Annotated in this window: 15 protein-coding genes; 1 reads left to right on the forward strand and 14 read right to left on the reverse strand. The window is 65.7% G+C overall.

All coding sequences use genetic code 11. From position 1 onward, the window contains the following. Nucleotides 1-90: 90 nt before the first annotated feature. The 11 genes from XI03_RS17040 to phnG form a co-directional block, all read right to left on the reverse strand. Nucleotides 91-1,044 carry an aliphatic sulfonate ABC transporter substrate-binding protein gene (locus XI03_RS17040; protein ID WP_271592744.1) on the reverse strand — a complete coding sequence of 318 codons (954 nt, stop codon included), beginning with the start codon at nucleotides 1,042-1,044 and terminating at the stop codon, nucleotides 91-93. A 23-nt stretch (nucleotides 1,045-1,067) separates the two neighbouring features. After that, a complete protein-coding gene (locus XI03_RS17045) occupies nucleotides 1,068-1,289 on the reverse strand; it encodes a hypothetical protein (protein WP_028140760.1) in 222 nt (73 codons plus the stop codon). Nucleotides 1,290-1,807: 518 nt separating this feature from the next. After that, nucleotides 1,808-2,419: a pyridoxamine 5'-phosphate oxidase family protein gene (locus tag XI03_RS17050; RefSeq protein WP_038972214.1), complete on the reverse strand. Its 612-nt coding sequence runs from the start codon at nucleotides 2,417-2,419 to the stop codon at nucleotides 1,808-1,810. A 22-nt stretch (nucleotides 2,420-2,441) separates the two neighbouring features. After that, nucleotides 2,442-3,038, reverse strand: a complete 597-nt coding sequence (phnN, locus tag XI03_RS17055; RefSeq protein WP_271592745.1) for a phosphonate metabolism protein/1,5-bisphosphokinase (PRPP-forming) PhnN — start codon at nucleotides 3,036-3,038, stop codon at nucleotides 2,442-2,444. Beyond that, a complete protein-coding gene (locus tag XI03_RS17060; protein ID WP_271592746.1) occupies nucleotides 3,035-4,192 on the reverse strand; it encodes an alpha-D-ribose 1-methylphosphonate 5-triphosphate diphosphatase in 1,158 nt (385 codons plus the stop codon). The genes phnN and XI03_RS17060 overlap by 4 nt, the downstream gene beginning before the upstream one ends. An 11-nt stretch (nucleotides 4,193-4,203) precedes the next feature. Next, nucleotides 4,204-4,902 (reverse strand): phosphonate C-P lyase system protein PhnL, encoded by a 699-nt coding sequence (gene phnL, locus XI03_RS17065; RefSeq protein WP_271592747.1) that lies wholly within the window; start codon nucleotides 4,900-4,902, stop codon nucleotides 4,204-4,206. Between the two features lie 8 nt (nucleotides 4,903-4,910). Continuing rightward, nucleotides 4,911-5,708 carry a phosphonate C-P lyase system protein PhnK gene (gene phnK / locus XI03_RS17070; RefSeq protein ID WP_271592748.1) on the reverse strand — a complete coding sequence of 266 codons (798 nt, stop codon included), beginning with the start codon at nucleotides 5,706-5,708 and terminating at the stop codon, nucleotides 4,911-4,913. Then, nucleotides 5,701-6,597, reverse strand: a complete 897-nt coding sequence (locus XI03_RS17075) for an alpha-D-ribose 1-methylphosphonate 5-phosphate C-P-lyase PhnJ (protein ID WP_028140766.1) — start codon at nucleotides 6,595-6,597, stop codon at nucleotides 5,701-5,703. Before XI03_RS17075 ends, phnK begins: the two co-directional genes overlap by 8 nt. Beyond that, nucleotides 6,594-7,697, reverse strand: a complete 1,104-nt coding sequence (locus XI03_RS17080) for a carbon-phosphorus lyase complex subunit PhnI (protein WP_271592749.1) — start codon at nucleotides 7,695-7,697, stop codon at nucleotides 6,594-6,596. The genes XI03_RS17075 and XI03_RS17080 overlap by 4 nt, the downstream gene beginning before the upstream one ends. A gap of 4 nt (nucleotides 7,698-7,701) precedes the next feature. Next, nucleotides 7,702-8,310 (reverse strand): phosphonate C-P lyase system protein PhnH, encoded by a 609-nt coding sequence (phnH, locus tag XI03_RS17085; RefSeq protein WP_271592750.1) that lies wholly within the window; start codon nucleotides 8,308-8,310, stop codon nucleotides 7,702-7,704. Between the two features lie 4 nt (nucleotides 8,311-8,314). Beyond that, nucleotides 8,315-8,779: a phosphonate C-P lyase system protein PhnG gene (gene phnG, locus XI03_RS17090; RefSeq protein ID WP_038972221.1), complete on the reverse strand. Its 465-nt coding sequence runs from the start codon at nucleotides 8,777-8,779 to the stop codon at nucleotides 8,315-8,317. Between the two features lie 117 nt (nucleotides 8,780-8,896). Here phnG and phnF point away from each other — a divergent pair, with 117 nt between their 5' ends. Beyond that, nucleotides 8,897-9,625: a phosphonate metabolism transcriptional regulator PhnF gene (phnF, locus tag XI03_RS17095; RefSeq protein WP_018321223.1), complete on the forward strand. Its 729-nt coding sequence runs from the start codon at nucleotides 8,897-8,899 to the stop codon at nucleotides 9,623-9,625. Between the two features lie 129 nt (nucleotides 9,626-9,754). Here the strand turns inward: phnF and phnE (XI03_RS17100) are convergent, their stop codons facing one another. The 3 genes from phnE (XI03_RS17100) to phnD all read right to left on the reverse strand — a co-directional run bounded on the left by phnE (XI03_RS17100) (nucleotide 9,755) and on the right by phnD (nucleotide 12,491). Next, nucleotides 9,755-10,603 (reverse strand): phosphonate ABC transporter, permease protein PhnE, encoded by an 849-nt coding sequence (phnE, locus tag XI03_RS17100; RefSeq protein WP_271592751.1) that lies wholly within the window; start codon nucleotides 10,601-10,603, stop codon nucleotides 9,755-9,757. Beyond that, nucleotides 10,600-11,484, reverse strand: coding sequence for a phosphonate ABC transporter, permease protein PhnE (phnE, locus tag XI03_RS17105; protein ID WP_028140772.1), 885 nt, complete (start codon nucleotides 11,482-11,484; stop codon nucleotides 10,600-10,602). Before phnE (XI03_RS17105) ends, phnE (XI03_RS17100) begins: the two co-directional genes overlap by 4 nt. A gap of 71 nt (nucleotides 11,485-11,555) precedes the next feature. Then, on the reverse strand, nucleotides 11,556-12,491 hold the full coding sequence (gene phnD / locus XI03_RS17110) for a phosphonate ABC transporter substrate-binding protein (protein WP_028140773.1): 936 nt from the start codon (nucleotides 12,489-12,491) through the stop codon (nucleotides 11,556-11,558). Nucleotides 12,492-12,529: the final 38 nt, after the last annotated feature.

A 12,529-nucleotide genomic window follows, 5' to 3' on the forward strand; every position in this document is an offset into this window, starting at 1 on the left:
ATGGCCAACCTGTCAGTGATGTGTCCGAACAGGTGTCAGCCATGTCCCCGGACTAAACAACAAGCCCGGGCATGACGCCGTCGCGTTATCTCAAGACCCCGGCGTCCACTTCCAGACGATGTCGGAGACGTTGACCGGCTTCGGGATCAGGCCGAGCTTCGCAAAACGGTCGGCGACGGCCTGCTGGGTCTTGATCACCTCGGCGTCGAGCGGCACTACGCTGTAAGTCGATCGATTGACGAAGCGGCGGACGGCCTCGATGTCGACACCAGTCGCCTCGGACTGCGCCTTCGCGACCTCCTCGTGATGTGAGTTCGCCCAGGCGCCTTCCGAGGCGAAGGTGGTGTTGAGCCTGGCGACCAGCGACGGATATTTTTCGACGAAATCCGTGTTGGCGATGTAATAGGCGTTCGGCTTGTGCACGTCCTTGTCGAACGCGATCACCCGCGCGCCCTCCTTCAGTTCGGCGAGCGCCAGATAAGGATCCCAGATCGACCAGGCGTCGACGGAGCCCTTGACGAAGGCCGCGGTCGCATCAGCCGGCGCGAGCGGCGCCGGCGTGATATCGGACCAGGACAGCCCGGCCTTGTCGAGCGATGCGACCAGCAGATTGTGCGCGCTCGATCCCTTGCCGAAGGCGACGCGCTTGCCCTTGAGGTCGGCGAGCGTCTTGATCGGTGAATCCTTCGGCACGATGATCGCCTGATTGTCGCCTTCGGACTTCACAGCCGCGACGTAGCGGATCCTGGCGCCGCCCGCTTGCGCGAAAATCGGCGGCGTATCGCCGACGAAGCCGAAATCGACGCTACCGACATTGATGGCCTCCAGCAGCGGCGGACCGAACTGGAAGTCGACCCATTTGACCTCGATGCCGAGCGGCCTGAAGGCGTTTTCGAGTGTCTGACGCTGGCGCACGGCCGGGAAGAAGCCGCCCTTCTGCGTGCCGATCCGGATTTCCGCGGGCTTGTCCTCGGCGTGCGCGGACACATTGAATGCGGTCGCGACGAGCAGCGCTGCGGTCAGAAAATGGCGTCGTGCAATCATGTTGCGTTCCTTTGCGTTTGGATTCAGTTGGCGAAGAACGGAGAATTCGCGCGCCGGCTCCGCTCGGAGAGCACCGCGCGGGCCGCGCGCTCGGCCTCTCGCGCCGAGCGGAACTGACGGCCTTCGAGACTGTCGAACAGGCGCTCGGAGGAGAAGAAGCGGAAGCCGCGGGCATCCCTCGTGACGATGCCGGCGGCACGGTCGTGGATCTCGATGATGTAGGCGTTGGACTGAGCCTGAGACATGACTGCTCGTTCGCCGGAATTCCGGCGCTCCTGACTTGCAAATTTGCGGTGTGGATGGTGCTAGGACGAGGTCAGCAACAACAACAGGCGCCCGTCGCCGCCGAGAAACAGCGCCGCGTCATGCACGCATGCATGTCATTGGAATTGCGCTGGCGATCGGTTCTCATGGTGCGGCGTGGACTCGAGGAGCAGTTTCGATGCTGCAAATATCCGGCGATTGCCGCGATCGGTCAATGAAATGGCTATCTATATTTGCGGGCCGCGCGCGAGCGCGCTTCTCCCGGCGCAAGTGCCGGCAGGCAGATTCGTCTCGTGCGCCCAGCGATCGTCGATAGGCCGCGCTCCTGTAGGGTGGGCAAAGCGAAGCGTGCCCACGATCTGTCGCGATGTTGGACAGGAGGTGGGCACGGCGCAAGCGCGCCTTTGCCCACCCTACGATACTGAACTTGCGGAGAGAACCCCTCACCCCGCCCTCTCCCCGCAAGAGCGGGGCCAGGGAGACGAGAGAGCGCGGAACGTCACCACATCGTCGCGGCGGCGCGCTCGGGCCAGATGCGATCGTACTCCGCGCCGCCGACCTGGTTGTCGCTCATCTCGGCGAGGATCTGGCCCGGCGTCGGCAGCGTCTTCGGATCGATACGCTTGTCGGGATTCCAGAGGTCGGAGCGGACGATGGCGCGGGCGCACTGGAAGTAGATTTCGTCCACCTTCATCACCATGACGCTGCGCGGCGCCTTGCCTTCCACCTTGAACGAGGCCAGCAGCTCGGGATCGATGGATAGATGTGCGCGACCGTTGGCACGAACCGCATTGCCGGAGCCGGGGATCAGGAACATCAACGACACCCTGGGATCGCGCACGATGTTGCGCAAGGAGTCGACACGATTGTTGCCGCGGCGGTCCGGCAGCATCAGCGTGTTAGGATCATGAATCCGGACAAAGCCGGGCAAGTCACCACGCGGCGAGCAGTCGATGCCTTCCGGTCCGATGGTGGCGAGCGCGGCGAACGGCGCCTTCTCGATGAAGATGCGGTAGAGCGGCGTGACGTGGTCGGCGACTTTCACGGTCGAGGCGTCGTTGGTGGCGCCGTAGATGGCCTCCAGCTGTTCGATCGTTTCAATCACCGACATTCCGTTCTCCCTGCTGTAGTGGCTAATCGTGCCAGCCTTCGTTCCTGATCACGCGCACGAGCTGGCGGGCGTGATACTCGGCGCTGCCGGCATTGAGGATGGTGACATCCGCCTGCGCCGACTTGTCGTCGACGCTGCGAGTGAGGCGCTCGGCGATATTGCCGTCGCTCTGTCGCGCGCGCGCGGCCAGCCGCGCGGCCAGCACATCCGGCGGCGCCGTGATCGCGACCACCACGACGTCGGCGTAGGTCTGGCGCAGCGCGCCGATCACCGTGCGCGAGACATTGGCGACGACCGTGCGGCCGGCGCGGATATCCTCGTTGATGGCGAGCGGCAGCGCATAGGAATGCCCGTGCGCGTCCCAATGCACGGCGAAGTCGCCATGCTCGCACGCGCCGCGGAATTGGTCGAAGCCGAGCGCGACATTGTCTTCGTCGGCGGAGGATTCACGCGTCACGATTCGGCGCGGGAAGACAATGTCGTGATCGTCAACGCAGGCCGCCTGCGCCAGCCGCAGCAGCGTGTCCTTGCCGGCGCCGCTGGGACCGACCACGAGCACGAGCCGGCCGGGACCGATCGCGCCCGCGTCGTCCTGCGCCATGGCCGGGATCTCGCTCATGCGACGCGGCTTCCTTCACGCCAGACGCTGCGGACGACGGGAACACTGCCGGCAACATGCACGCGAATGAGGTCGGCGCGCTTGCCGATCGCGACCTCGCCGCGGTCGGTGAGGCCCACCGCTTCCGCGGGCGCCTTCGTCACGGTGCGGATCGCCGCGGGAAGGCCGATCGCGGGCACATGCTCGGGCAATTGCAGCGCTCCCATCAGGAGGCTCGACGGGATGTAGTCCGACGACAGGATGTCGAGCAGGCCTTCGCGGGCGAGATCGACCGCGGCGATGTTGCCGGAATGCGAGCCGCCCCGCACGACATTCGGCGCGCCCATCAGGATGTCGATGCCAGCCTCGTGCAAGCCGCGCGCGGCCTCGAGCGTGGTCGGGAATTCCGCCACCGACACGCGGTCGCGCACGGCGTCCGCGACGTTCTCCTCGGTGGTGTCGTCGTGGCTCGCGAGCGGGATCTTGTACTGATGCGCCAGCGACACGATCTCGCGCATGTTGGTGGCGGCATAGAGCTTCTGATATTCGAAGCGCTTTGCAAACAGTTCGTCGAGCTCGGCATCGGTCTTGCCGCCGCCCTTGCCGCGGTAATAGTCGCGCAGCTTGACCTCGTCGCGGAACTGACGCTGACCGGGGGTGTGGTCCATCAGCGACATCAGCTTGACGTCGGGACGGTCGATCAGCTCCCTGGCCTCCTCGACCACGCTCGGCATCGGGATTTCGCAGCGCAGATGCAGGAAGTGGTCGGCGCGCAGCAGGCTAGCGTCGCGCGCGGTCGTGATCGCGGCGGCGAGCACGCCGGCCCGGCCGTCCACTTCCTCGGCGCCGTCCTCGCGCCAGACCCGAAGCGAATCGAACACGGTGGTGATGCCCGAAGTCGCGAGTTGGCCGTCGTAGGAGATGACGGCGGCAACCGGATTCCAGAACACCTTTGGCCGCGGCACGTAATGGGCTTCGAGATGGTCGGTGTGCAGCTCGATCAGCCCCGGCATGATCAAATCGCCGCCGGCATCCTCGGCGCCCGCAGGCGCAGTCCCATCGCCGATCTCGGCAATGCGCCCGTCGGCAAGAGCGACCCAGCCCTGCTCGATCACCCGGTCGGTCAGCACGATCCTGGCGTTGGCGATCACAATGTCCTTCGGCTTGGCGTTCATTTCCATGTCCCTCAGGCCGCGGCGGCGAAGCTGGTGACGTCGACGATGCGGTCGGCAATCAGATGACGGATTTCGTCGTCATGGACAATGGCGACCATGGCGACGCCCTGGCGTTTCTTCTCGGCGACCAGCTCGACCACGACGGCGCGGTTGGCGGCATCGAGCGAGGCGGTCGGCTCGTCCAGCAGCAGGATCGGCAGGTCCGAGATGAAGCCGCGCGCGATGTTGACGCGCTGCTGCTCGCCGCCGGAGAAGGTCGCGGGCGGAAGCTGCCAGAGGCGCTCGGGGATGTTGAGGCGGTGCAGCAGCTCGCCGGCGCGGGCCTGCGCCTCAGTGCGGGCCATGCCGTTGACGATCAGCGGCTCGGCGACGACGTCGATGGTGGCCACGCGCGGCACTGCGCGCAGGAACTGGCTGACATAGCCGATGGTGGAGCGGCGGACGTTGAGGATCTGCCGCGGTTCGGCGCTGGCCAGATCGATCACCGCGCCGCGATGGCGGATGCCGATACGGCCGCTATCGCAGCGGTAGTTGCCGAAGATCATTTTCAGGATCGAGGACTTGCCGGCGCCGGATGGTCCCGACAGCACGACGCACTCGCCGGGATTGACCTGGAAGGTCACACCGCTGACGACCGGCAATTCGATGCCGCCCTGCAGGTGCATGGTGAAGGTCTTGTTGGCGTTGGCAACGTCGATCATGGCGGTCATCGGAAATCTCATGGCGGCAGAATCGAGGAGACGAGGAGTTGCGTATAGGGCTCGCGCGGATCGTCGAGCACCTGATCGGTGAGACCGGTTTCGATGACCCGGCCGCCCTTCATCACCATCACGCGGTGCGACAAGAGCCGGGCGACCGCGAGGTCATGGGTGACGATGATGACGGCGAGATGCAGCTCGGCGACGAGGCTGCGCAGGAGGTCGAGCAGGCGCGCCTGCACGGACACGTCGAGGCCGCCGGTCGGCTCGTCCATGAACACCAGCCGCGGCTCGGTGACGAGGTTGCGCGCGATCTGGAGGCGCTGGCGCATGCCGCCGGAATAGGTGCGCGGCGCATCGTCGATGCGCGCGGTGTCGATCTCGACGCGGGTGAGCCAGTCGGAGGCAGTCTCGCGGATGCGGCCATAGTGATTCCACCCCACCGCCATCAGCCGCTCGCCGACATTGGCGCCGGCCGAGACCGCCATGCGCAAGCCCTGGGCGGGATCCTGATGCACAAAACCCCAGTCGGTGCGGTACAGGAAGCGCCGCTCGGCTTCGCCGAGCGAGGCGAGATCGCGGGCGACACCGTCGCGCATCCGATAGGACACATGGCCGCCGCTGGCCGCAAGCTGGCCCGACAGCAGTTGCAGCAGCGTCGACTTGCCCGAACCTGATTCGCCGACGATCGCCAGCACCTCGCCGGGATAGAGCGAGAAGGAGACGTCGCGGCAGGCGGCGATGCGGCCGAAGGATTTGCTGAGGGAGGTCACGACCAGCAGCGGCTGGTCGTTTTCGAGCGCGGCCTGATCAACCATTGGTGCCTCCTTGCGCCTTCTCCTTGTACGGCGCGGCACTGAGGCTGCCGTGATGGCCGGCGGCCTGGCGGCCCTCGCAATAATCGGTGTCCGAGCACACGAACATCCGTCCGCCCTTGTCGTCGGTGACGATCTCGTCGAGATAGGAATTCTCCGCGCCGCACAGCGCGCAGGGCGCGTTGAAGCGGTAGGGCTCGAACGGGTGATCCTCGAAATCGAGCGACACCACCTGCGTATAAGGCGGGATCGCATAGATGCGCTTCTCGCGGCCGGCGCCGAACAATTGCAACGCCGGGCAGTTGTCCATCTTGGGATTGTCGAATTTCGGCGTCGGCGACGGATCCATCACGTAGCGCGCGTTGACCTTGACCGGATAGGCGTAGGCGGTGGCGATGTGGCCGAAGCGGGCGATGTCCTCATAGAGCTTCACATGCATCAGGCCGTATTCGGCCAGCGCATGCATGCGCCGCGTCTCGGTCTCGCGCGGCTCGAGGAAGCGCAACGGCTCCGGGATCGGCACCTGATAGACCAGCACCTGGTCTGCGTGCAGCGTCGCCTCGGGGATGCGGTGGCGGGTCTGGATCACGGTCGCCTCATCCGTCGCCGTGGTCGTGGCAACGCCCGCGGTCTTGGCGAAGAATTTTCGGATCGAGATCGCGTTGGTGGTGTCGTCGGAGCCTTGATCGATCACCTTCAGCACGTCGGCGGGACCGAGGATCGCAGCGGTGACCTGCACGCCGCCGGTGCCCCAGCCATAGGGCATCGGCATCTCGCGGCTGGCGAACGGCACCTGATAGCCGGGAATGGCGATCGCCTTCAGGATCGCGCGGCGGATCATCCGCTTGGTCTGCTCGTCGAGATAGGCGAAATTGTAGGCGGGCGCGTTCATTCCGCGGCTTCCTTCATGGCGTCAGGCGCCTGGGCATCGGAAAATTCTTGGCGCAGCTTGCGGAGCAGGCCGAGCTCGGACTGGAAGTCGACATAATGCGGCAGCTTCAGATGCTCGACAAAGCCGGTGGCCTGGACGTTGTCCGAATGCGACATCACGAATTCTTCATCTTGCGCGGGGGCGAGTGCCTCCTCGCCGAGCTCGCGGGCGCGTAGCGCGCGATCGACCAGCGCCATCGACATCGTCTTGCGCTCGCTCTGGCCGAAGGCGAGGCCATAGCCGCGGGTGAAGCACGGCGCTTCGGTCGCGGAGCCCTTGAACTGATTGACCATCTGGCACTCCGTGAGCTCGATCGCGCCGAGCGGCACGGCGAAGCCGACGTCCTCCGCCAGGAATTCCACCTCGACCTCGCCGAAGCGGATCTCGCCGGCGAAAGGATGGTTGCGGCCATAGCCGCGCTGGGTGGAATAGCCCATCGCCAGCAAAAATCCTTCGTCGCCGCGCGCGAGGTTTTGCAGGCGCAGATCGCGATCCGCCGGGAAATTCAGCGGCTCGCGGGTGAGATCGCCGACGCTGGCGCCCTCTTCGGCCTGCGGCGAAGATTCGATCAGCCCGTCGCGGCCGAGAATGTCGGTCACGCGCGGCGTTGGCGCCGTCGACGCATCAGCCGTTGCCGGCGCTTCCGGCACAAAGCCTTGCGCGAGCGCGGGATCGAGCAGGCGGTGGGTGTAGTCGAAGGTCGGCCCGAGGATCTGGCCGCCCGGAATGTCCTTGAAGGTCGAGGACACCCGCCGCTGCACCCGCATCGCGCCGGTGTCGACCGGCTCGCTGGCGCCGAAACGCGGCATCGTGGCGCGGAAGGCGCGAACCAGGAAGATCGCCTCGATCAGGTCGCCGCGCGCCTGCTTGATCGCGAGCGCCGCGAGCTCGCGATCATAGAGCGAGCCTTCGCTCATGACACGGTCGACGGCGAGCCCAAGCTGCTCCGAGATCTGGTCGAGCGTGAGCTCCGGAACGCCTCGGTCGCCGCGCCGCTGATCTGCGAGCAGGCGATGGGCGTTCTCGATGGCGCGTTCGCCGCCTTTGACTGCGACATACATGCTTCTAGCTTCCCTTGCTCACGATGCGCGTGGTGCGGGGGATCGCGACCACGGCGTCATCGGCGACCAGCACCACATCGATGCCGCGCGGAAACAGTGCTTCGTTGACGCGCAGGCGCTCGAACAGATCGAACGGCTTGACCGACGCCTGGAGCGTCGCGGCGCCGTCGATGCCGGGACCGCGCAGCTCGAAGCTGCGTCCTGCGTCGAGACTGTCGACCTGGAGGATCAATGTGGTGGACCGATCCGGATATTCGCTGGCGCCGAGCGCGAAGCGTTCGAGCGGCGGCAGCGCGCCGCCGTCACTGATCAGCGCAAAACTCGCGATGGTGGAGTCCTGCACCACCGGCGCGCCGGTGTGAAATTTCAGCCATTTCACCACGTCCGCGCTCTCCGCCATCCGCGCGTCGAGCCAGAGCGGCGTGTCGTGGTCGAACAGCGTCAGCGCGATCGCGGCGGTGCCGCGCATCATCGTTTCCGGCTTGCCAGCCATCGGCACGATGCGCTGGACCAAGCCCGGCCGCGCCATCGCGTCCATCACAGAGCGAAAGGTCGATTGCGCCGACAGCACCTTGTCGGCGAAACCGGGCGGCAATTCCGCAATCGTGGTCATGGCCTCAACCCTCACCGCGCACCATGGTGTAGAAATCAACCTTCGTCGCGGCGGTCTCGGCCGCCGCCTGCTTCCGGCGAATCATAAGCTGCTCACGCAACGGCGCGATTACGTCCCGCTCCACCGCTCCGCCGAAATCCCGGGACTGAACCAGCGCGTCACACAGTGCGATCAGCCGCGCTTTCTCGCCGTCGCGCCCGAGCGTGTAGCCGAACCCGACCTCGCCGCTCGCCAGCCGGACCGCGGCGCGCGACACCGTGGCTTCGCCGAGATTGAAGGGCGCGCCGTCGCCGCCGACCCGGCCGCGCAGCATGACGAGGCCGTTTTCGGGCGCACGCAAATCCTGATGGGCCGGGACAGCCAAGTTGCGGAGGCGGGCGGCGATCTCGCCCGCCTCCGCGTGCGCCAGCACGGCCATGGCGGCCTGGCGCTGGGCTTGCTGGTTGTTGTGCTGGGTCACCTGATCCACCGAACCTTTGACAGAACTTGCCGCATCGAAGTTGTCTATGATAATAGACAACTTCATACGGGAGCGCCATGACTGTTTCGTGACAAAGCTGTGATTTCTGGAGTAGGTTGCCGCAACATGAGCATGCAGGACACCGCCTCCTCCGGCGTCGCGCTATGGCGCCTCGTTGCCGACGGCATTGAGCGCGGCATCGCCGATGGCCGCTTCGCGGCCGGCGACAAATTGCCGGGCGAGATGGAAATCGCCGAAACCTATCGGGTGAACCGCCACACCGTGCGGCGCGCGCTGGCAGCCCTTGCCGAGCGCGGCCTCGTGCGCGCCGAGCGCGGCAGCGGAACCTATGTCGAGGCACAGAAGCTCGCTTATCCCCTGCGCTCACGCACCCGCTTCTCCGAGATCGTCGGCGCCGGCGGCCGCGAGCCGCGCGGGCAGCTGATCGAGGCGACCGACGATGTCGCGACCCGTGAGCTGGCGCGCGAGCTCGGCTTGAAGGCCGGCGCGCCGCTGGTGCGGATCGAGGCGATTCGCCTCGCCGACCGCACGCCGATCTGCGTCTCCACCACCTGGCTGTCGGCGGAATTATTTCCGGGTGCCGGCGCCGTGTTCGCAGCGACGCGCTCGATGACGAAGCTGCTGGAACATTACGGCGTCCGCGACTATCGCCGCGGCGCGACCCGGATCACCGCCGGCATCGTCGACGCAACCGACGCGGCCCGGCTCGATCTGGCGCTGGGACGGCCGATCCTGGTGGTCGATGCGACCGACCACGATCTCGACGGCAAGCCGCTGATGACCAAGCATTCGCGCTTCGCGGCGGAGCGGGTGGAGTTTCTGGTGGAGTCGTAGGGGATTCTCTCTCCACGAGAGCCGGAATCGTAGGGTGGGCAAAGGCGCACTTGCGCCGTGCCCACGATCATTCTCGATCGTCAGAGGACGTGGGCACGCTGCGCTTTGCCCACCCTACAGCACCTTTGATCAGGCGACAGCCCGCCGCCCGATAATCGCAAAGCGCAGCTTGCCCGAGATGAAATCGATCGCGGCGACCGCGACCAGGATCATCAGGATCAGGAACGACACCTTCTGCCATTCCAGCACGCGGATCTGCTCGGCGAGCTGGAGGCCGATGCCGCCGGCGCCGACGATGCCGATGATGGTGGCCGAGCGGGTGTTGGATTCGATGAAATAGAGCACCTGCCCGGCGATCACGGGCAGGACCTGCGGCAACAGGCCGAAGCGGATCTCGTGCAGCGGGCCGCCGCCGGAGGCGCGGATGCCCTCGACCTGCTTCTGGTCGGCGGCCTCGATCGCCTCCGAGAACAGCTTTCCGAAGGCGCCGAAATCCGACACCGCAATGGCAAGCACGCCGGCGAACGGGCCAAGCCCGACGACGTTGATCCACACCAGCGCCCAGATCAGCGTGTCGACGCCGCGGATCGAATCCAGGAACCGGCGCACGGGAAAGCGCAGGAGCTTCGACGGCACCACGTTGCGCGCCGCGAGCAGGCTGACCGGAAGCGCGAATATCGCGGCCAGCGTCGTGCCGAGCAGCGCGATCGACAGCGTCTCGCCGAGCGCCTTCAGATAGATCGGGAGCGACGATCCGGGGTCAGGCGGGATCATCATCAGGCTGATCCAGCCGAGCTGGCTGAGACCTGCGAAGAATCGCGACGGCGAGAAATCGAGATCGACCAGGCCGTAAATGAGGATCGCGAACGCCGCGACGATCATCGCCGGCGTGGCAAGCCGCGCCGAGGCCGGACGGTCGAACACATCGGGATAGCGCGCGCGAAGCTCTCGCGTGTCGACCGCCTGCTGCCTCGTCACGTCCGCGCCTCCTTGCCGAACAGGCGGCCGCGCAGCCAACCGGTGCTGATGTCGATGATGAACACGGTGACGATGATGGTGAGCAGGATCGCGCTGACGTCCGAATAGTAGAATTTGCGGATGGCGACGACGAGCTCCTGGCCGATGCCGCCGGCGCCGACGAAGCCCATCACCGAGGCTTCGCGGACGTTGATCTCGAAGCGCAGCAGCGCGTAGCTCGCATAGCCCGCGGTCACCTGCGGCACGACGGCGAACCGCATGCAGGACAGCCAGCTCGCGCCGGTCGAGCGGATGCCTTCGACCGGCTTCATATCGGCGTTCTCGACGATTTCCGAGAACAGCTTTCCGAGCGCGCCGGTGGAGTGGATCGCGATCGCGAGCACACCCGCCATCGGTCCGAGCCCGAAGGCGATCACGAAGATCAGCGCGAAGACGATGCCCGGAACGGTGCGGGCGAACTCGAGCAGGCGCCGGACGACGAAGCGCAGCCAGGGTGCGGGCGAGGTGTTTTCAGCCGCGAAGAAGTTCAGACAAAATGCCAAGGTCGCGCCGATCAGCGTGCCGACATAGGATATCAGCAGCGTCTCGCCGAGCATCTTCAGCCATTTGCGCCAGCCCCAGAGCCACTCGCCGACATCGGTCCAGACGCGCTGGCCGTTGTCGAGCGTGAGGATGCGGTCGAAATAGCTGATGAAATTGCCGAAATAAGTGAACAGCGTGCGCAGATTCACTTCCGCGCCGACCGCGGCGAGAAGCAGCGCGGCGGCGAAGACCGCGATCCCCAACAGCAGGCGGAGCCGCCTGCGCCCGACCGCCTGGCGATAAGCGGCGTTGAGCACGGCAAGCTGCTGCTCGGGGAGGATCGAAACCGCTGTTGTCATCGGCCTGAGCCAAGTTCCGTCAAAGAAAGAGCCGGGTCCAAGGACCCGGCTCCAGTTACATCGCCCTGAGATCAGGACGCCTTCTTCTTACGCAGCGCATCGACGAACTTGATCAGCTCGATCGTGCCATCCCAATCCTTGGTGGTGGCGGGATGAAAGCCCTTCTTCTGGCCGTCGGAGAGGCGGTCGAACGCGGCCTTGTCCTTGGCCGGCGCGTCGAAGAACGCCTTGGCGATAGCGGCCTTGGCGTCTTCCGGCAGGTCGGAATTGTAGGCATAGGGGCCGTTGATGATCGGCGCCGACTTATGGATGATACGGAAATCGTCCTTCTTCATCGCCGAGCCGTCGGCATTCTTCAGCATGCCCTTGGTCAGCATCTGCGCCAGCGTGGAATCGTCGTCGCTGGTCCACTGGTTGGCGGCAACGTCGACGGTGCCCTGCGACAGCGCCAGCATCGCGTTCTCGTGACTGCCGGTGAAGACGACCTTGCCGAAATAGCCGTCGGCATCGGGGATGCCCATCTTGTCCAGCTCGAAGCGCGGCACATTGTTGCCGGAGGTCGAGTTCGGATCGACGAGGCCGAGGTTCTTGCCCTTGAGCTGGTCGACGCTCTTGTAGGCGCTGCTCGCCTTGACGAAGAACACCGAATAATAGCCGGTCGAGCCGTCGGCGTTGATGTCGTTGGCGAAGGCGTCGGACTTGACGCCGGTCAGGCGGGCGCGGGCGAACGAGGCCGAGCCATAGCTGGCGATATGGATGTTGCCGGCGCGCTGGCCCTCGATGACGGCGGCGTAGTCGTTGGCGATGCGCAGCGTGACCTTCACGCCCAGTTCCTTGGAGAGATAGCTCACGAAAGGCGCCCAGCGCTCGGTGACGCCGGAGGCGTTCTCGGCCGGGACGACCGCAAAGGTCAGCTCGGGATATTTGGCTTTCCAGTCTTCGGCGGAAGCCGACGAGGCGAAGGCGAGCGCCGCGGCGCCGGCAAGAACGAGTCTACGAGTGATCATGATACCCTCTTCATCGGTTGGGGTCGGTTGACGCAAAA

Source organism: Bradyrhizobium sp. CCBAU 65884 (genome assembly GCF_028128835.1).
Taxonomy (GTDB): domain Bacteria; phylum Pseudomonadota; class Alphaproteobacteria; order Rhizobiales; family Xanthobacteraceae; genus Bradyrhizobium; species Bradyrhizobium ottawaense.

Excerpts from the sequence above, each read along its gene's own strand:
- XI03_RS17040 (WP_271592744.1), bottom strand. The coding sequence starts at position 1,044 with ATGATTGCACGACGCCATTTTCTGACCGCAGCGCTGCTCGTCGCGACC.
- XI03_RS17045 (WP_028140760.1), bottom strand. The coding sequence starts at position 1,289 with ATGTCTCAGGCTCAGTCCAACGCCTACATCATCGAGATCCACGACCGT.
- XI03_RS17050 (WP_038972214.1), bottom strand. The coding sequence starts at position 2,419 with ATGTCGGTGATTGAAACGATCGAACAGCTGGAGGCCATCTACGGCGCC.
- phnN (WP_271592745.1), bottom strand. The coding sequence starts at position 3,038 with ATGAGCGAGATCCCGGCCATGGCGCAGGACGACGCGGGCGCGATCGGT.
- XI03_RS17060 (WP_271592746.1), bottom strand. The coding sequence starts at position 4,192 with ATGAACGCCAAGCCGAAGGACATTGTGATCGCCAACGCCAGGATCGTG.
- phnL (WP_271592747.1), bottom strand. The coding sequence starts at position 4,902 with ATGACCGCCATGATCGACGTTGCCAACGCCAACAAGACCTTCACCATG.
- phnK (WP_271592748.1), bottom strand. The coding sequence starts at position 5,708 with ATGGTTGATCAGGCCGCGCTCGAAAACGACCAGCCGCTGCTGGTCGTG.
- XI03_RS17075 (WP_028140766.1), bottom strand. The coding sequence starts at position 6,597 with ATGAACGCGCCCGCCTACAATTTCGCCTATCTCGACGAGCAGACCAAG.
- XI03_RS17080 (WP_271592749.1), bottom strand. The coding sequence starts at position 7,697 with ATGTATGTCGCAGTCAAAGGCGGCGAACGCGCCATCGAGAACGCCCAT.
- phnH (WP_271592750.1), bottom strand. The coding sequence starts at position 8,310 with ATGACCACGATTGCGGAATTGCCGCCCGGTTTCGCCGACAAGGTGCTG.
- phnF (WP_018321223.1), top strand. The coding sequence starts at position 8,897 with ATGAGCATGCAGGACACCGCCTCCTCCGGCGTCGCGCTATGGCGCCTC.
- phnE (WP_028140772.1), bottom strand. The coding sequence starts at position 11,484 with ATGACAACAGCGGTTTCGATCCTCCCCGAGCAGCAGCTTGCCGTGCTC.
- phnD (WP_028140773.1), bottom strand. The coding sequence starts at position 12,491 with ATGATCACTCGTAGACTCGTTCTTGCCGGCGCCGCGGCGCTCGCCTTC.